Origin of the sequence: Gordonia humi, from assembly GCF_014197435.1 — a bacterium.
GTDB classification, from domain to species: domain Bacteria; phylum Actinomycetota; class Actinomycetes; order Mycobacteriales; family Mycobacteriaceae; genus Gordonia; species Gordonia humi.
Window position 1 is genome coordinate 2,701,268 of record NZ_JACIFP010000001.1, and the last position, 18,127, is coordinate 2,719,394.

Annotated in this window: 17 protein-coding genes and 1 tRNA gene; 8 read left to right on the plus strand and 10 right to left on the minus strand. The window is 68.5% G+C overall.

All coding sequences use genetic code 11. The features are described 5' to 3' along the window. The 3 genes from BKA16_RS12300 to BKA16_RS12310 form a co-directional block, all read right to left on the minus strand. Nucleotides 1-363 carry an NADH-quinone oxidoreductase subunit A gene (locus tag BKA16_RS12300; RefSeq protein WP_183370921.1) on the minus strand — a complete coding sequence of 121 codons (363 nt, stop codon included), beginning with the start codon at nucleotides 361-363 and terminating at the stop codon, nucleotides 1-3. Between the two features lie 260 nt (nucleotides 364-623). Next, a complete protein-coding gene (locus tag BKA16_RS12305) occupies nucleotides 624-1,028 on the minus strand; it encodes a hypothetical protein (protein ID WP_183370922.1) in 405 nt (134 codons plus the stop codon). Nucleotides 1,029-1,055: 27 nt separating this feature from the next. Continuing rightward, nucleotides 1,056-1,670 (minus strand): histone deacetylase, encoded by a 615-nt coding sequence (locus BKA16_RS12310; protein ID WP_183370923.1) that lies wholly within the window; start codon nucleotides 1,668-1,670, stop codon nucleotides 1,056-1,058. A 130-nt stretch (nucleotides 1,671-1,800) separates the two neighbouring features. On the opposite strand from BKA16_RS12310, the gene BKA16_RS12315 reads away from it, so the two are divergent. Beyond that, complete coding sequence (locus BKA16_RS12315; protein ID WP_183370924.1) at nucleotides 1,801-2,862, plus strand: 2,3-butanediol dehydrogenase; 1,062 nt, start codon at nucleotides 1,801-1,803, stop codon at nucleotides 2,860-2,862. A 73-nt stretch (nucleotides 2,863-2,935) separates the two neighbouring features. Here BKA16_RS12315 and BKA16_RS12320 read toward each other — a convergent pair whose 3' ends face one another. Next, nucleotides 2,936-4,186, minus strand: a complete 1,251-nt coding sequence (locus tag BKA16_RS12320) for a DUF6596 domain-containing protein (RefSeq protein ID WP_183370925.1) — start codon at nucleotides 4,184-4,186, stop codon at nucleotides 2,936-2,938. A 4-nt stretch (nucleotides 4,187-4,190) separates the two neighbouring features. Further along, nucleotides 4,191-4,535, minus strand: a complete 345-nt coding sequence (locus BKA16_RS12325) for a YciI family protein (RefSeq protein ID WP_183370926.1) — start codon at nucleotides 4,533-4,535, stop codon at nucleotides 4,191-4,193. A 231-nt stretch (nucleotides 4,536-4,766) separates the two neighbouring features. Here BKA16_RS12325 and BKA16_RS12330 point away from each other — a divergent pair, with 231 nt between their 5' ends. Beyond that, complete coding sequence (locus BKA16_RS12330) at nucleotides 4,767-7,625, plus strand: FAD-binding and (Fe-S)-binding domain-containing protein (RefSeq protein ID WP_183370927.1); 2,859 nt, start codon at nucleotides 4,767-4,769, stop codon at nucleotides 7,623-7,625. Between the two features lies 1 nt (nucleotide 7,626). On the opposite strand, the gene BKA16_RS12335 is transcribed toward BKA16_RS12330, so the two are convergent. After that, complete coding sequence (locus tag BKA16_RS12335; protein WP_183370928.1) at nucleotides 7,627-8,544, minus strand: LysR family transcriptional regulator; 918 nt, start codon at nucleotides 8,542-8,544, stop codon at nucleotides 7,627-7,629. A 72-nt stretch (nucleotides 8,545-8,616) separates the two neighbouring features. On the opposite strand from BKA16_RS12335, the gene BKA16_RS12340 reads away from it, so the two are divergent. Beyond that, nucleotides 8,617-9,843, plus strand: a complete 1,227-nt coding sequence (locus tag BKA16_RS12340; protein WP_183370929.1) for an MFS transporter — start codon at nucleotides 8,617-8,619, stop codon at nucleotides 9,841-9,843. Between the two features lie 4 nt (nucleotides 9,844-9,847). Here the strand turns inward: BKA16_RS12340 and BKA16_RS12345 are convergent, their stop codons facing one another. Beyond that, the gene (locus tag BKA16_RS12345; RefSeq protein WP_183370930.1) at nucleotides 9,848-10,801 is read right to left on the minus strand and encodes an aldo/keto reductase; all 954 of its coding nucleotides are present in this window, start codon (nucleotides 10,799-10,801) and stop codon (nucleotides 9,848-9,850) included. A gap of 211 nt (nucleotides 10,802-11,012) precedes the next feature. Here BKA16_RS12345 and BKA16_RS12350 point away from each other — a divergent pair, with 211 nt between their 5' ends. Next, nucleotides 11,013-11,384 (plus strand): VOC family protein, encoded by a 372-nt coding sequence (locus BKA16_RS12350; RefSeq protein WP_183370931.1) that lies wholly within the window; start codon nucleotides 11,013-11,015, stop codon nucleotides 11,382-11,384. Nucleotides 11,385-11,451: 67 nt separating this feature from the next. Here BKA16_RS12350 and BKA16_RS12355 read toward each other — a convergent pair whose 3' ends face one another. Beyond that, nucleotides 11,452-12,084, minus strand: a complete 633-nt coding sequence (locus BKA16_RS12355) for a TetR/AcrR family transcriptional regulator (RefSeq protein ID WP_183370932.1) — start codon at nucleotides 12,082-12,084, stop codon at nucleotides 11,452-11,454. Between the two features lie 90 nt (nucleotides 12,085-12,174). Between BKA16_RS12355 and BKA16_RS12360 the strand changes: the two genes are divergently transcribed. The 4 genes from BKA16_RS12360 to BKA16_RS12375 all read left to right on the plus strand — a co-directional run bounded on the left by BKA16_RS12360 (nucleotide 12,175) and on the right by BKA16_RS12375 (nucleotide 17,145). Beyond that, nucleotides 12,175-12,648: a hypothetical protein gene (locus BKA16_RS12360; protein ID WP_183370933.1), complete on the plus strand. Its 474-nt coding sequence runs from the start codon at nucleotides 12,175-12,177 to the stop codon at nucleotides 12,646-12,648. A gap of 90 nt (nucleotides 12,649-12,738) precedes the next feature. Further along, complete coding sequence (locus BKA16_RS12365) at nucleotides 12,739-13,737, plus strand: alpha/beta hydrolase (protein WP_183370934.1); 999 nt, start codon at nucleotides 12,739-12,741, stop codon at nucleotides 13,735-13,737. 31 nt (nucleotides 13,738-13,768) lie between these two features. Next, nucleotides 13,769-15,439, plus strand: coding sequence for an ABC transporter ATP-binding protein (locus BKA16_RS12370; RefSeq protein ID WP_246371749.1), 1,671 nt, complete (start codon nucleotides 13,769-13,771; stop codon nucleotides 15,437-15,439). Continuing rightward, on the plus strand, nucleotides 15,436-17,145 hold the full coding sequence (locus tag BKA16_RS12375; RefSeq protein ID WP_183370936.1) for an ABC transporter ATP-binding protein: 1,710 nt from the start codon (nucleotides 15,436-15,438) through the stop codon (nucleotides 17,143-17,145). The genes BKA16_RS12370 and BKA16_RS12375 overlap by 4 nt, the downstream gene beginning before the upstream one ends. Nucleotides 17,146-17,226: 81 nt before the next feature. Here BKA16_RS12375 and BKA16_RS12380 read toward each other — a convergent pair. After that, nucleotides 17,227-17,299 (minus strand) — tRNA-His (locus BKA16_RS12380). A 213-nt stretch (nucleotides 17,300-17,512) separates the two neighbouring features. Next, nucleotides 17,513-18,112 (minus strand): oligoribonuclease, encoded by a 600-nt coding sequence (gene orn / locus BKA16_RS12385; protein ID WP_183370937.1) that lies wholly within the window; start codon nucleotides 18,110-18,112, stop codon nucleotides 17,513-17,515. Nucleotides 18,113-18,127: the final 15 nt, after the last annotated feature.

The window sequence follows — 18,127 nt, forward strand, 5'->3', positions numbered from 1 at the left end:
TCAATCCCACCTGAGTCCGCCGCGACGCCACTCGTAGGCGTAGGCGACGGACACGTTGACGATGAACAGGGCCACCGCGACGAGTCCGAACCAGCCGAGACTCTCCGAGGCGACGGCCCACGGGTAGAGGAAGACGATCTCGATGTCGAAGATGATGAACAGCATCGCGGTCAGGTAGTACTTCACCGGGAAACGCTGGACGAGATCGGCGGCTGGCGGCAACGGTTCGATGCCGCACTCGTAGGCGGCGAGTTTGGCGGCGTTGCGGCGGCGCGGTCCGACGATCGAGGCGATGACCACGGAGACGATCGCGAAGACTGCAGCGATGGCCGCCAGCACCAGTATCGGTCCGTATGCGTTCATGCCTCGAAGCCCTCCACTACCATTCGGCGTTGTGTGACTCTGACCACACCCTACTCACGGAAAGGTGTGCGGGGTGGGAGGTTTCGGCTAACCGCAGGGGAACATCGTCCTGCGCTGGGACTATGCGATCCGGCGGCGACGCGGCACCGGAGCCGTGTGCGCTTCCGGCGACCGGGACCGGGGTCTGTTCGCACTCGGGCACTCGAAACGACCGTCGAGGTCGTTTCGAGTGCCCGAGTGGATGCGGGCCGAGGCGAGTGTCAGCGCAGAAGGTCGACGAGGGTGCGCGAGAGCTCCAGAGGATCGACCGGAACCCGAGCTGTCGCGTCGGCGCGCGACCAGTCGGCGAGCCACCGGTCGTCCCGGCGGGCGATCAGCACCACCATCGGCGGGCACGGATCGTATTCGTCGCGGATCTGCTTGGCCATGCCCATACCGCCCGCGGGAGCGGCCTCCCCGTCGAGGATCGCGACGTCGACGGTCCCCGAGTCGAGGTGCGAGAGCAGCATCGGGGCCGTCGCGACCTCGACGAAGGCCAGCTCCGGAAGGTCGGGGTGCAGGGTGGTGCCCAGCGCACCGATGACTTCGCGGCGCGTCCCCGCATTGTCGGAGTACACCAGGACTCGGAGGGTGACGCGGTCGGCGGAATCGGTGGAGGAGGTCACGGACCCGACCCTAACGCCCCGTGTCGGTCAGCGGGCTGAGTTCGCAAGCGTTCGAGCGGCGAAGTACGCGGCGATCCGGTCGTCGGTCCACCCGTGCGTCTCGCGCAGGCCGCGGCCGATCATCGCGAGATACGCCGTGCTCGGCGCGGTGTGGTCGACGGAGTCGGTGCCGTGGACCGAGGTGAACGTCAGCGCCGGGACGCCGTCGACGGTCGCGACGCGCAGGAGGCGTCCGTAGAGGCCGTCGTCGACGACGTGCGTGTCGCCGTCGTCGCGCAGCAGCCGGGGATCGCGTACGGCCGCCTCGACGGGACCGTCGGCGACGGGCTCGCGGTCGGACTCCTGCGCGGCCACGTCCGCGAACTGTTCGACGGTGATCAGATACGCGGCGGCGGGAGCGGGGCCCGCGACGGTGTGATCGTAGAAGGCCATGCCGCCGCGCCAGGTCCGAGACTCGCCGGCGAAGAAGATCCCGCCTGGAAGCGTCACGGCGCGGGAGTCGACCGGCGGCGCCGGGTCGCGGGCGCCCGGATAGTCGCGCAGTCCGCCGTCGGGGCGGCCGCCGCGCAGATAGCAGGCGAGCCGATCGGCGCACAGGTTGGAGCCGTAGCTGACATACCAGAGGCGGTCGGGGGCGGACATGATCCTCTAATCACTGCTCGATGCGGACGGTCGACGGGACTCGGTGGTCGATTCAAGCACCGTGTCGGCCCGGGGGTTGCAAGGGGTTGCAGTCTGGTGTGACGCCTCTCACGGGTCCTACCGTGGCCTCATGAGAGCAGCACGCTACTACGCCCGCAACGACATCCGTATCGAAGACGTCGCCGAACCGCAGCTCATGCCGGGCAGCGTGGCCATCGACGTCGCCTGGTGCGGCATCTGCGGCACCGATCTGCACGAGTTCCTCGAAGGCCCCATCTTCATTCCGCCGACCGGCTGTCCGCACCCGATCTCCGGGGAGGACGCCCCCGTGGTGATCGGCCACGAGTTCTCCGGCACCGTCACCGCTCTCGGCGAGGGTGTCGCCGACCTCGAGGTCGGCCAGAGCGTCGTGGTGGAGCCGTACATCATCGCCGACGACGTCGACACCGGTCCGGGCCAGGACTACCAGCTGTCCAAGGACATGAACTTCATCGGATTGGGCGGCCGCGGCGGCGGGCTCGCGGAGAAGATCGTCGTGCAGCGACGGTGGGTGCATCCGGTCGGCGACATCCCACTCGACCAGGCAGCCCTCATCGAGCCGTTGTCGGTGGGCCATCACGCCTACGTCCGATCCGGTGCGCGCGCCGGACAGACGGCCGTCGTCGGCGGCGCGGGTCCGATCGGTCTGCTGACCGCGGCGGTGCTCAAGGCCGAGGGGCTCACCGTGTTCGTCTCCGAGCTGTCCGAGGCGCGTAAGGAGATGGCGCGTACGACGGGCGTCGCCGACGAGGTGCTCGATCCGCGCGACGGCGACGTCGCCGAGCGGGTCCGCGAACTGACCGGCGGCGCGGGCGCCGACGTGGGGTTCGAGTGCTCGTCCGTCCCCGTGGTGCTCGACATGCTGCTCGATGCGGTACGTCCCGGCGCGGTGATCGTCAACGTCTCCATCTGGGGCCACAAGCCGGAGGTCGACATGCCGACACTGGTGCTCAAGGAGATCGACCTGCGCGGCACCATCGGCTACTCCAACGATCATCCCGCGACCATCGCTCTGGTCCAGAGCGGGAAGATCGACCTCGCTCCGTTCATCACCGGTCGCATCTCGCTGGACACCCTGGTGTCCGAGGGGTACGACCAGCTGATCCACCACAACGAGGAGCACGTCAAGATCATCGTCGATCCGCGGGCCTGAGCGGGCGCCCGAACCGCCCTCGCCTGCGAGCGCGCCGCCGAGGAGCCCACCGATCCGTTTCCGATCCGACTCGTCAACTGTCCGGAGACCGGTCGCCGAACTCGTCGAGCGCGTCGGCGAGGAAGTCGTCCTCGGCCGTGTTCCCGGGGAGCTCCAGCGCACGGCGATAGGCCGCCGCGGCGCCGTCGGAGTCGCCGACCTCGGCCAGAGTGATGGCCCGCGCGATGTGGAACGGGCGATAGCGGGCGAGTGCGGGCTCCTCGCGCAGCGCGTCGAGCAGATCGAGTCCTCGGTGCGGGCCGAACGCGCGACCCACCGCGACGGCGCGGCCGACGCGGACCACCGGGCCGGGATCGTGGTCCTGCAGCAGTCTGTAGAGGACGGCGATCTGCGACCAGTCGGTGTCGTCGGCGGTCCGGGCCTCGGCGTGAACCGCGGCGATCGACGCCTGAATCGCGTACGGCCCCGCGCCGCGGGATCCGGCCGCCGACTCGGCGAGGGCGAGCCCCTCGACGATCAGGTCGCCGATCCACCGACTGCGGTCCTGGTCGGCGAGGGGAACCGGGATGCCGTCCGCGGTGGTGCGAGCGGGTCGTCGCGCCTGCGTCAGCAACAGCAGAGCGAGGAGCCCGGTGGTCTCCGCGGTCGGCAGGAGTCGATGCAGCAGCCGTGCGAGCCGGACGGCCTCGGCCGTCAGATCGTCGTCGACGTGCGCCCGGCCGGTCGAGCGCGCGAAACCCTCCGAGAACAGCAGGTAGACCACTCGGAGGACGCCGTCGATCCGGTCGGGCAGATCGTCGGTCCGCGGCGGTGTGAAGGGGACGCCCAGTGCGCGGATCCGCTTCTTGGCGCGCACGATCCGCTGCTGGACCGTCGCGGTCGGGGTCAGGAGGGCGTGAGCCACCTCGACCGTCGAGAGGCCGCCCACGAATCGCAGCATCAGGGCGATGCGATCCTCCGGTCGCAGCACCGGGTGCGTGCACGCGAAGAACATGCCGAGTCGATCGTCGGGGACCGCCTCCTCGCCACCGGACGGATTCGGCGCCCGCGACGCCTCATCGCGAAGCCGCGCGAGCTTGGTCGCCAGAACCGCGTCGCGGCGGACGACGTCGAGCGCCTTGCGGCGCGCGGTCGTCGTCAGCCACGCGACAGGAGATCGCGGGACTCCGGACTCGGGCCAGGACACCAGCGCCTGGGCCAGGGCGTCCTGGAGCGCGTCCTCGGCGAGATCGAGATCACCGAACTGCCTGGTCAATGTCGCCAGCAAGCGGGAGCGACCGTCGTGGTCGACGGCCGCCAGCGCCCGCTGCGTCGCATCGGACACGGACTCAGTACGGGGCCAGCGGACGGATCTCCACGTGTCCGCCGGCCGCGGAGCCCGGACTGCGTCTGGCCCACGCGATCGCCTCGTCGACGTCGTCGACGTCGATGATGTAGCCGCCGCCGACGAACTCCTGGACCTCCGCGAACGGACCCGACGACGCCACGACCCGCTCGCCCGCGTCGTCGGTGTGCACGACGACTCGCTCGTCTTCGAGCGCGAATGAGCTGACGACCACGCCGGCCGCGGTGATCTCCTGGTCGAAGGCGAAGAAGTCCTCCGGCTTCGCGCAGCCGTCCTCGCCGCACGCGGGATCGTCGACGTGTCCCATGAGAAGCAGTGCGTACTTCATGATTCCTCCAGTGTGTCTCGCCGAACCCGAGCGGCCCGACACCATGGTGACGGACGGACGGCGGCGATATCGACAGATGCGGGTACGGCGGCTCCGTCGACGACGACCCGATCTCGGTCCGACAGCGCCGAGGGGCGACCCCCGGGGCCGCTGCGCGGCGCGCTGAGATCCCGCGCACACTGGTACTCCAGTGACCACACCGACCCATGTCGAGAACCAGGACTTCACCGCATGACCGCGACCTCCGCTCATCCACAGCGCGGCCAGGCGACCGAGGCGCTCGTCGCCGACCTCGTCGCCGCGCTGCCGGGCGCCGTCGACGATTCGCGGCTGAGCCGATCGATCTACTCGACCGACGCGTCCAACTACCGGGTGACACCGGAGGTGATCGTCACCCCGCGCACTCGCGATCAGGTGGTCACAGCGGTGCGGATCGCGATCGGCCACGGCGTCGCGGTGACCGCGCGCGGCGGCGGAACGTCGTGCGCGGGCAACGCGGTCGGTCCCGGTGTGGTGATCGACTTCTCACGGCACCTGGACCGGGTGATCTCGATCGATCCGAAGACGGCCACCGCCGTCGTCGAACCGGGGGTGATCCTGAGCAGGCTGCAGGGAACCGCGCGGCCGCACGGTCTGCGGTTCGGCCCCGATCCGTCGACGGCCACCCGCTGCACGATCGGCGGGATGATCGGCAACAACGCGTGCGGTCCGCACGGTCTCTCGTACGGGCGCACCGCCGACAACGTGGTCTCGCTGACCTGGCTCACCGGGCGCGGCGAGATCCTCACCGTCGGCTCCGGCGCCGACGCCTTCGACGCGGTACCCGGACTCGACGAGCTCGTCACGGGCGACCTCGCGGTGCTGCGTCGCGAGTTCGGTCGCTTCGGTCGCCAGATATCCGGGTACTCGCTCGAGCATCTCCTGCCGGAGAACGGCCGGAACCTGGCCGCCGCGCTCACCGGCACGGAGGGCACCTGCGGCATCCTCCTCGAGGCGACGGTCCGCCTGGTGCCACGGGCGCCCGCTCCCGCACTGGCCGTCCTCGGATATCCGGACATGCCGACGGCGGCCGACGACGTGCCGAATCTGCTGCCCGCGGAGCCGCTGGCGTTGGAGGGCCTCGACGCCCAACTGGTCGACGTGGTGCGACGGGCCGCCGGCGGGGGTGTGCCGACCCTGCCCGCGGGCGGCGGCTGGCTGATGGTGGAGGTCGGCGGCGCGACATCGGAGGAGGCGATTGCCGCCGCCGAGACGTTGGTCGCGGCCTCGGCGGCCGTCGACGCCGTCGTTCTTCCGGCGGGCCCGGACGCGACGCGACTGTGGCAGATCCGTGCCGACGGTGCGGGTCTGGCCGGGCGGACGGCCACGGGGGAGCAGGCGTGGCCGGGGTGGGAGGATTCGGCGGTGCCGCCCGAGCGGCTGGGCGACTACCTGCGCGGCCTCGAAGCGCTGATGGCCGCCGAGGGCGTGTCCGGTCTGGCGTACGGTCACTTCGGCGACGGCTGCGTCCACGTCCGCATCGACTTCCCGCTCGATCACGACGGTCGGGGCATGCGCCGGTTCCTGGAACGGGCCGCGGCCCTGGCCGCCGACCACGGCGGGTCGCTGTCGGGCGAACACGGTGACGGCCGCGCACGGTCGGAGCTGTTGCCGGTCATGTACAGCCCGGACGCGCTCGCGCTGATGGCGGCGTTCAAGAACCTGTTCGATCCCGACGACGTGTTGAACCCGGGTGTCGTCGTGCGTCCCGCGTCGCTCGACGCCGATCTCCGTCGACCGCAGGCGCTGCCGCTGATCGCGGGCGACGGCTTCTCGTTCTCTCGCGACGGCGGCGACATCACCACGGCCGTGCACCGGTGCGTCGGCGTCGGCAAATGCCGTGCCGACATGCGCGAGCAGGGCGGATTCATGTGCCCCTCCTACACGGCGACGCGTGATGAGAAGGACTCGACGCGTGGTCGCGCGCGGGCGCTGCAGGAGATGGCCAACGGGTCGACGATCACCCGGGGGTGGGCCTCACCTGACGTGCACCGGGCGCTGGACCTGTGCCTGAGTTGCAAAGCGTGCGCCACCGACTGCCCGACCGGCATCGACATGGCCATGTTCAAGTCTGAGACCCTGCACCGCACCTACCAGGGGCGACGTCGCCCGCGAAGTCATTACACGTTGGGCAGGCTCCCGCAGTGGCTGCGCCTGGTCGGCCCGATGGGGCCGGCCCTGAACCGTATCGGCCGGGTGCCGTTCATGCGGCGGGCGATGATGACGACGATCGGTGCGGACACCAGGCGCTCACTGCCGGAGCTGCCCGCCGTGCCGTTCCGCCGGACGCGGGCGGCTCGGCGGCCGGTGCCGCCGACGGCGGGACCGAAAGCGGTGCTGTGGGTCGACTCGTTCTCCGACGCGTTGGCGCCGGACATCCCGCGGGCGGCGCTGCGGGTGCTGACCGCCGCGGGATGCGACGTCGAGATCGCCGCCCCCGGCGCGTGCTGCGGCCTCACCCTGATCTCCACCGGCCAGCTGACGGCGGCCAAGGCGAGACTGCGGAAGACGGTCGACCTGCTCCTGCCGCATGTGCGGGCCGGTCGCACGGTGATCGGTCTGGAACCGAGCTGCACGGCCACGCTGCGGTCGGACCTCGTCGAACTCCTCGGCGACGATCCGCGCGCCGCCGAACTGGCACAGGCGGTGCGAACGGTCGCCGAGTTCCTGGTCGACATCGGCTGGACGCCGCCCCGCGCCGACGAGAAGCTGCTGGCGCAGCCGCACTGCCACCACTACGCGATCATGGGCTACGAGGCCGACCGGACGATCCTCGCCGCGATGGGCTGCGACGTCGAGGTCTCCGCGGGCTGCTGTGGTCTGGCGGGCAACTTCGGCATGGAGAAGGGCCACTACGAGATCTCCGAGAAGATCGCACGGGAGGGGATCCTCGCGAAGGCCGCTGCGAGTCCGGACCGGCAGATCCTCGCCGACGGCTTCTCGTGCCGCACGCAGGTCGCCGACCTCGCCGATCTGCCCGCGCAGCATCTCGTCCAGGTGATCGCCGCCGCGCTGGACCGCGGGACGGGGACTCGACCGGCGGGCCGGTGAGTCACGGAAGCCAGCTCGACGTCCGTGCGGCGACGTCGATGGTGGTCTGAGCGGCGGGGGAGAACACCGCATCGCGCGGCCACGAGACACCGATCTCGCGGTGCGCCGCGGTGTCGGCGATCGCGACCTCGACGATGCCCGCGGGCGTCGGCGCGGCCGGCGGAAGGATCGCCACGCCCAGACCCACCGCGACGAGTCCGCGGAGAGTGTGCAGATCCTCGCCTTCGAAACCGCGGACCGGTGTCGCACCGGCCGCGGCGAGCAGCCGGTCGACATGGCCGCGCAGACCGAACTCCGGCCGCAACTGCAGCATGTGCTCGTCGGTCAGCTCGTCGAGTCGGATGCGGGTTCGATGGGCGAAACGATGCCCGGCGGGCACCGCGAGCACCAGCGGCTCGGCGAACAACCGCGCGGTCTCGACGTCGAGGTCGCCGTCGTACGGCGGCGACACGATCGCCGCGTCGATCCCGCCGGACTCCAGCGCGTCGGTGCACAGCGTGCGTGATCCCTGTCGCAGATCGAAGTCCGTGCCCGGACGCCGGGCGAGGACCGCCCGCAGCAGTGCCGGGATCACCACCCGGCCCATGTCGTTCTGGAACGCCAACGACACCGTGTTCGCGCGCTGGTCGGCTCGCGCGCCGGTGGCCTCGATACCGGACCGGACGGTGTCGACCGCACGCTGGGCGTACGGCAGGAACTCGACCGCCTCCGGCGAGAGTTCGACGCCGCGGCCGCTGCGCACGATCATCGGCGCGTCCAGACGATCGGCGAGCCGTTGAAGTCCGCGGCTGACGGTCGGCTGCGGCACACCCAGTTCGTCGGCGGCCGCCGTGACCCCGCCGGTCTCGGCGACCGCCACGAGGTACGGAAGGTCCGCGAGCACCTCCCGCAGCGCGGATGTCACCACCTCGCTATTCATGTCGATATCGTATTTCATTACGTCAATCGATGCATTGGTGCTATACGGTCGCTGCTCGTAGCGTTGCGGTACGTGACACAGACGTTCAGTGGAGTGGAGAGTCGGGACTGGGGCGGCCACGCGAAGGGGTCGCCGGAGTATCGCCGTGTCCTGCTGGCGCTGGCCTGTGCGGGTGTCGCGACGTTCGCGCAGCTGTACTCGCCGCAGGGGATCCTCCCGGAGATCTCCGATTCCCTGCGGGTCGGTGCCGATCAGTCCGCTCTGCTCATCTCGGTGGCGACGCTCGGGCTGGCCGCGGCGGTCCTGCCGTGGTCGGTGGTGGCCGATCGGATCGGGCGTCTGCCCGCCATGCGGTACTCGCTGATCGCCGCGACGGTCTTCGGTCTCGCGGTCACCCTCTGCCCGAACTTCACCGGCCTTCTCGTGCTGCGTGCGCTGGAGGGCGCCGCGCTCGGCGGGCTGCCCGCGATCGCGATGACCTATCTGCAGGAGGAGATCGCACCGTCGCACACGGCGGTCGCGGCAGGCACCTACATCTCCGGCACGACGGTCGGCGGGCTGCTCGGTCGGCTCGTCGCCGCGCCCGTCACGGGGTGGATCGACTGGCGCTGGGGTGTCGGTGTGGTGGTCGCGTTGTCGGCGTCGGCCGCCGCCGCGTTCATGGTCCTGACACCGCGACCGCGTGGGTTCGTGCGCACGGCACGCGCCGATCGTCGACCCCTGTCGCGTGTGCTGTGGCTGAACCTGCGCTCTCCGGCGATGCTCGCGCTCTATCTGCAGGGCTTCCTGCTCATGGGAGGTTTCGTCACCGTCTACAACTACCTGTCGTTCCGGCTGAAGGCTCCGCCGTTCCTGCTGCCCAGCTCGCTGATCGCCTTCCTCTTCCTGGCCTATCTCGCCGGAACGTGGTCGTCGCGCCGAGCGGGAGCGATCGCGGGCACGCGCGGACGGCTGCCGGTGCTGCTGACGGCCATCGTGATCATGATCGTCGGTGTGCTCATCACCCTCGTCGACTCGCTGCCGGTCATCATCGTCGGTCTCGTGATACTGACCGTCGGCTTCTTCGGAGCGCACTCGATCGCATCCGGATGGTCGGCCGCCCGCGCGACGGTGGGGCGCGCCCAGGCGGCGTCGATGTACAACCTCTTCTACTACGGGGGATCGAGCGTCGTCGGGTGGGCCGCCGGTCTGGTGTTCACCCGATACGGCTGGGACGCGACCGCGCTGGTCGTCGTCGCGCTGGCCGTGGTCGCGGGTGCGTGCGCGGCGACCGCGCTGAGGTCGCCGCGCCGGAGCTGAGACCTCACACGGGCTGCTCCCAGCCTCCCCGGGTGTCGACGCCGGTGGCGGCGGCGAGCCGTTCGATCTCGGTGATCTCGTCGTCGGCCAGTTCGACGGCGACGGCGCGCACCAGCGAATCGATGTAGCGCGGTCTGGTGACGCCGACGATCGGGGTGGTGCCCTTGGCGATCGCCCATGCGGTCGCGACGTCGGCGGCGCTCGCGTCGTGGCGGGCCCCGATCGCGGCGAGGGTGTCGGTCAGCTCGGTGAGCTCGGCCAGCGCCGGATTGTAGGCGTCCGCGCGGGCACTGCCGGCGGGCATCGGGTTCTCGACGGTGAAACGCCCGGTCAGCGCACCCTGTTCGAGGACCATGTACGAGTAGAACTGGATGTCGTTGGCGGCACAGTAGTCGAGGATGCCCGCGTTCTCGGAGGCGCGGTACAGCAGGCTGTAGTGGTTCTGCACGGCGTCGACGCGGAAACCGGCGTCGCCGAGGATCCGCTGTGCCAGCTTCAGGTCCTCGAGATCGTGATTCGAGACGCCGACCCTGCGCACGCGGCCGCTCTCGAGCAGCGGGATCAGATGCGGGGTCCAGCGAGCGACGTCGTCGCGGTTGTGGATCCAGTACAGATCGATGTAGTCGGTGTTCAGACGCTCCATGCTCTGCGCGAGCATGTCGGCCACCGGGTCGTCGCCGTCGCCGGCGATCCGCGGAGTGAACTTGGTGGACAGCTGATAGTCGGCGCGATCGTACTTCGCGAGCGTGCGTGCCAGGACCGACTCCGATCGGCCCATCCCGTAGACCGCGGCGGTGTCCCACAGGGTGAACCCGTTGCGGTGCGCGCTGTCGACGACGTCCTGCAATTCGCTCTCGTCGAGTGCGGTGCCGAAGTAGCCGTCGCCGACCGCTCCGCTGTCGCCCCACGCCCAGGTCCCCAGTGCGACGGTGTGTGCGGTCGGATCGGTCTGTGCCATCGGGCGCCTCCATGCGTTGAACGGTCGTCCTCCAGACTGCCGAATCGCACCGTTCGACGCCACTCGAACAGTCCCACCGATACGAGGTCCGCCGGGCCGATGACCGGAATGGACCGCCGTTCGACCCCCGGGCATGCGGACCCGTTCTGACCGGAACACCTTCTATCGTCGGCGAGGTGGCAGAGAGCCACCACACACCGACAGGAGCATCATGGACTTCGCTGCGACCCGCATCATCACCGACGACGTCGACCGGCTCGTCGCCTTCTACGAGCGCGTCACCGGCGTCACCGCGAACCGGCTGCACGAGATGTTCGCCGAACTGCGCACCCCGTCGGGCACCCTGGCCGTCTCGAGTTCGGCTACGGTGCCGCTCCTGGGTGACGACGCCGCGCAGGCGTCGGCGAACCGGTCGGCGATCCTCGACTTCCGGGTGGACGACGTCGACGCGCTCTACCCGACGCTGCGCGGCGTGGTCGACGAATTCGTGAACGAGCCGACGACCATGCCCTGGGGCAACCGGTCGCTGCTGTTCCGTGATCCCGACGGCAACCTGGTCAACTTCTTCACGCCGGTCGGATAGAGATCCGGCGGAACCGCGTGCGCCGGGGAAGTGCACCCGGCGCACGCGTCCCGTCGTACGACCGCGGTCAGGTCTGTGGTGCGGCCGTGAGGTCCGGGTCGGTTCTCCGCTCTCCCCAGATCTCACGCAACGGGCGCAGGCCCTCTTCTACGTACCATGCGATAGGTCGGGTGCGGTCGTCGAGATACCACTGCTCGAGGCAGGCGAAATAGCCGAAGGCCAACGAGTTCGCCGCCACGCGAGCCTGGGTCGGACTGAGTGCGCCCGAGGAGACGAGCAGCGGCGCGATGAGTAGGCTCGCCCGATCGAGAGAGGCCTGTGCGGCCAATCGCACCGACGGTTCAGCGAAGAAGTAGCGCACGCGCCGCCACGGTATGTCCGCTGACGGGACGACACCGTCTCCCCCTGAGGTCCGAGGCGCTTCATAGGCGACCACCGCTTCGATCAAGCTGCCGACCGGATCCCGGGGGTCGAGAACCGCTTCGATGGTCTCCTTTCCCCAGGTGTCGAACTCATCGGCCACGATGAGACCTTCTTTGGTGCCGAAGTACCGATAGATCGACGACGGCGACACTCCCGCGGCTTCGGCGACATCTTCAATCTTCACCGCTGCGAATCCACGTTCGTCGAACAGATCCAACGCACACTCTTGAATCGTCTGCATCGCGGCTACGCGCCAGCTCTCTCGAAGTCCCGCCATATCGGCACGCTAACACCGAGGCCGACGTTCGGCAAGTGACTTTCAGTTAGGTGTTGACTCCCTCGGATGCCGTACCTAGAGTCACTCTCTATGAGACAGTCACTTTCTGAAATGTCGAGTGAGCCCACTCTCCGAACAGGTCGTGGTCACCGCTTCGCCGCGATCATGATCTGGGCTGCGGTGTTCGTGTCAGTGATCGTGGCGGCCGCCACGGTGATCGATCAGACGGGTGCACAGTCGCTCTACGGGTTCACAGACGCTGCGTACGCTTCGCACGGAGCGACCCCGGATCCAGGCCTGGTCTACGGGATTCTGTACGCCGTCGCGTTCACGGTCGCGCTGATCTGGGCGCTGATGCTCGTGGTCGTGAAGGCGCGAGGGTGGTGGCCTCCGGTGCTGTCGGCAGCGGCGACGCTGGTGACCGGTGCGGTCGCGATTCTGCTGTCGGCGACGACTGAGTACGGCGAGCGGATCTTCGCTCCGGTATGCGGGCTGGTGATGCTCGTTCCGACGATCTTCGGCATCGCCTCGACTGTCCAGTTGGTGCGCGATGCTCGGCACTGAGCATCGCGCTCCGGTCGACCGACAGGTGCACGCGCGCGCCGCATTCGAGGTCGAGGGAACCGATCGCACTACTACTGCAAGGAAGATGCCATGACCGACGTCGACGCCGATCGACCTCCACTGCGACTTCGGCTCTACGCCGCCCTCGGAAAAGAGCCCGAGTGGTCGCAGATGACAGCTGACGAACTACGCGCCCTGCAACTGGCGGTGAATCGCAAGCGCGCGTCACCTCTGGCTCGCGTCATCACCGGTCGCATGGACTCCGGTGCGGACGCGGAGTGGCAGGACCTCGCCTTGCCGGGGCGTCTGCTTCCGGTGCGGGTGTACCGCCCGATTCGGCGTCGCCTCGAACAAACCGACCGTGTGTTTCCGCTCGTGCTGCACGTGCACGGCGGGGGGTTCGTGGGAACGGCGGCACAGAGCGACTGGGTCAACAGTCACCTCGCCGCTCGCCTGCCCGCAGTGGTGATCTCTGTCGAGCATCGCTTGCTCGCCCCGGACACACCGCTCTCGGAGGCGGTCGACGACGGCTGGGAAGCCCTCGAACACGTGCTCGGGGCGGCCGAGCAGTGGGGAATCGATGCCGACCGTGTCGCCGTGTTCGGCGAGAGCACGGGAGGGCTGATCGCGGCACTCAGCGCGATTCGCGCCCGGGACGCCGGCCACGCCGTTCGCGCGCAGGTGCTGGCGAATCCCTGTCTGGACGTCGCTTCTGCGATGAGCGAGTGGCCGTCGTACTCCCGGTACGCCGACAACCCCACACTGACCACCGGGCAGATGGAGATGTTCCTGCGGCTCGCCGTCCCTCCCGGAGCCGACGCTGCGGCACTGTCTCCTCTCCGCCTGGAGGATCTCAGCGGGCTCGCCGCCGCACTGATCATTGTTCCGACGTACGATCCGATCTCCGACCAGGGGAGACGCTATGCCGAGCGCCTTCAGGCGGCCGGGACCGCCGTGCAGCTCGGGGAGTATCCGGGGGCGACGCACGCATTTCTCAGCATGCCCACGCTCGTGCCCCAGGCGATGAGGGCGCGGACGGATGTCACCGAGTTCCTGCGGCGACGCCTGAACGAACGACCGACGCCATGACACGCGCGAACGCGGCGACGGGGAGATGATCATGCGAACCAAGGAACTGGTGCGGCCCTATCGAGGTCGATTCGCGCTCATCGTCCTCCTCTATGCGCTGGGCTCGGTCATGGGGCTCGCCCCGCTTATGGCAGCGATGGAGATCGGCCGGGCGTTCCTCTCCGACGGGCCGACGGACGGCCACCATGTCTGGCGGGCCGTGATGTTCGGAGCCGGCGGGCTTGTCCTCGGCGTCGTACTCATCGCCGCGGCGGCCACCTCGGGGCATGTGCTCGACGGGACTGTACAGCTAGACCTCCGCAGGCGTCTCGCGATGAAACTGAGCCGGGTGCAACTCGGACGGCTCGTTGAGCGCCGGACCGGAGACCTCACGAAAGCGATCGGCGACGACGTGAGCACCGTCCACCCGTTCATCGCCCACGCGCCCGGCGAACTCGTCTCCGCATTCGTCGTCCCCATCGGCGTGGCCGTGTATCTCTTCACCGTCGACTGGCGGATGACGCTGATCACGCTGATTCCCGTCGCCCTGGCGATCGTGTTCGTGCCTGCGATGATGACGCCGCCTCGATTGCGCGAACAGGAAGAGTTCGACGAAGCCATGGGGCACGTCACCAGCGCCGTCATCGAGTTCGTCGAGGGAATCGCCGTCGTCAAGACCTTCGGTGCTCCCGGACGGGCACACCAGCGTTTCCGGACCGCGACGGACGCATTCGTCACGGTCTTCACTCGATGGGTGCGGGGGATCTCCCGCCCGGCCGCGGCGATGCAGTTCGTCCTCTCCCCGGCATTCGTACTCCTCGTCGTGTTCATCGGTGGGGCGACGCTGATCGTGACGGAGAGCATCGACGCCGTCGACCTTCTCCCGTTCCTCTTCCTCGGGATGGGGCTCACCGCCCCCGTCGCCGCACTCGGCCACGGATTCGACGACCTGGTCGCAGCGCGGCGTGCGCTCGGGCGCATCGAAGAGGTGCTCGCCATCCCGTCGATGGACGTACGACGAGCACCCGAGACTCCCGTGGGGCATCGGGTGGAGTTCCGTGGTGTTCATGCGGGATACGGAGACCACGAGGTGCTCACCGGAATCGACCTGGTTCTCGAACCCGGTACGACGACAGCACTGACCGGGCCCTCGGGCAGTGGCAAATCCACGCTGATCGAGTTGCTTCCCAGGTTCGCGGATCCGACCGCGGGCGCCATCCTGCTCGGCGGAGTCGACATACGCGAACTCAGTAGCGGTGACCTCTACCGCACCATCTCCTTCGTCTTCCAAGACGTCCGAGTGCTTCGCGCGACGATCGCCGAGAACATCTCGCTCGCTGTGCCACACGCCGCCCACGGTGACATCGTCCGAGCGGCCGTACGGGCGAACATCCACGATCGGATTCTCCAGATGCCGCGTGGGTACGAATCGGTGATCGGCGAGGATGTGGAGCTCTCCGGTGGCGAACGACAGCGAATCTCCCTCGCGCGCGCACTGCTCGCTGATACGCCCGTGCTCGTTCTCGACGAGGCCACGTCGTTCGCCGACCCGCAGACCGAACGCGCCATCCGTCAGATGCTCGCGTCTCAAGACAAGACCGTTCTGATGATCGCTCATCGGTCGGAGTCCACGTCGAACGCCGACACCGTGCTCGCACTCGATCAGGGACGCATCGAAGAAGTGCGCCATCAGTCGCCGCGAAAGGACAATCGATCCCGATGATCCGCCTGCTCCTGCGTGTGCTGGGACAGCAGTACGCTTCACCGCTCAGACGCGCCGTCGCGCTCATGGTCGCCGCAGCAGTTCTCGAAGGCATCTCTTATGCGCTCGTCCTTCCTGTTCTGCGCGGCCTGCTCGGGCCGACCCCCGACTCCGCCTGGCCCTGGATCGCGGTCTTCGCCGGCACCGTCGTCGCGTACGCCGTCCTCCGCTACGTGGCAGATCTCACGGGCTTCCGAGTCGGTGCGGCACTGTTGCGCGGCACGTACCGTCGTCTCGGAGACCATCTCACCGCGCTTCCCATCGGCTGGTTCACGCCTTCGCGAGTCGGCGAGGTCTCGGTCCTCGCCGGACGGGGTGTCCTCCAAGCGATGAGCGCAGTCGCGCATCTGCTCGGCCCGCTCATCTCGGCGACGTTAACTCCTGCGACCGTCGCCGTGGTCATCACCTTCGTCGACTGGCGCATCGGTGTCGCCGCGATCGTGGCCGCACCTCTGATCGGCGCGGTCCACGTGTGGACGGAGAGGAGCACTGCTGCGGGTGACACGGAACGGATCGCACGAGAACAGGAGGCCACGGCACGAGTCGTGGAGTTCCTGCACGCACAGCCCGTACTTCGCGCCGGTGACCGGAACGCGGAACGCTTTGAGATCCTGGATCGATCGTTACGAGACCTGGAGACCGCGTCTCGGCGCACAACGCTCAGGACGATCCCCGGTGCGATAGCACTGACGACCATCGTGCAGACAGCGTTCGTCTGCACGATGGTCCTCGCCGTCCACGTCGCCCTGAGCGGAGACCTCCGCGTTCCCGACGTGCTGGCCGTTCTGCTCCTCGCCACGCTCGGCGCCGATCCGCTTCTGTCGCTGAACGAGATCGGCGGGAGGATCCGCGGCGCGCGGACGGTGCTCATCGGCATCGACGACGTTCTCGAGACGAGGCCGTTGCCGGTAGCACCATGTCCCAGGACTCCGGTGCGCCACGACCTGGAACTCAACGCCGTGACTCTGCGAGCGGGCGGGCGCACCATCATCGACGACCTCTCGCTGACCGTGCCGGACGGACACCGACTCGCACTGGTCGGGCCGTCGGGTGCGGGCAAGAGCACGATACTGAAACTCCTCGCTCGCTTCTCCGACGTCGACGGCGGTGCGGTTCACATCGGGGGAACAGACCTCAGAGACATCGACCCCGTCACTCTGATGGCCCAGTTCTCGATCGTCTTCCAAGACGTCTATCTCTTCGACGGAACGATCGAACAGAACATCCACCTCGCCAGACCTGACGCCACACACGCCGAAGTACGCGCCGCCGCTACCGCCGCACAACTCGACGACGTGATCGAACGTCTCCCCGACGGCTGGTCGACCGTGGTCGGAGAAGGCGGAGCGTTCCTCTCCGGCGGAGAACGACAACGCGTGTCCATCGCGCGCGCACTGCTCAAGAACGCGCCGGTCGTTCTCCTCGACGAAGTGACGTCCGCGCTCGACCCGCTGAGCGATGCCGCCGTGCATCACGGGATCGACCGGCTGTGCAACGGACGAACTGTCGTGATGGCGGCGCACCGAGTGCACTCGGTGCGGGACGCGGATCAGATCGCCTTCATCGATCACGGCCACGTCGTTGAGCAGGGCACGCACGCAGAACTCATGCTGCTGAACGGTCGCTACGCCGAGTACTGGGCGATGTCGGATCCGATCGACGTGTGACGAGGAGGGGCACGTCGTACGAGGGTTGACTGCCGAATGCAGAAGGTGGGAGACCCGTGAAAAGGGTCTCCCACCTGCGGGGGTGGCTGACGGGACTCGAACCCGCGACAGCCAGGATCACAACCTGGTGCTCTACCAACTGAACTACAGCCACCATCGGCGCCGGATTCCCACTGTTCACACAGTGTTGTCCGAGCCAGGGTCATACTCTAGCCGGTTTCCGACCGAAAACTCCAATCGGATTCTGACCAGCGACTTTCCATACGATCCCGCGGCAGTAGATCCTGCCACGGCATCCGTCGGCTCCCACGGTCGGCGTGGAGCGGATGGGGACCGACCACCGTGGGAGGTGTTGGGGCGCAGGCGGTCACACCGGCGGGAGATCGGCGACGATCTGCTGCAGAGCCTTCGAGTCGGGACCCGGCGCGGGCACGAAGGCGGCGGCCCGGTAGTAGCGAAGCTCTTGAATCGACTCGCGGATGTCCGCGAGGGCGCGGTGCGCGAGCCCCTTCGGCGGCTGACCGAAGTAGACCGACGGGAACCACCGGCGGCACAGCTCCTTGATCGAGCTGACGTCCACCATCCGGTAGTGGAGGAACGAGTCGAGGGCGGGCATGTCCCGCGCGATGAAGCCGCGATCGGTCGCGATCGAGTTGCCGGCCAGGGGAGTCGAGCCGGTGCCCTTGATGTGCTGCCGCAGATAGTCGAGCACCATCTTCTCGGCTTCGGCGAGAGTCACCGTCGACGCACGCACCTCCTCGGTCAGTCCCGAGTCGGCGTGCATCTTCACGACCACGTCGGGCATGTTCGCGAGCGCGTCGTCGTCGGCGTGGATCACCACGTCGACACCCTCGCCCAGAATGTTCAAGTCGCTGTCGGTGACGAGCGCCGCGATCTCGATCAGTTTGTCGGAGCCCACGTCGAGGCCGGTCATCTCACAGTCGATCCACACGAGTTTGTCCTGCACTCGATCGACTCTATG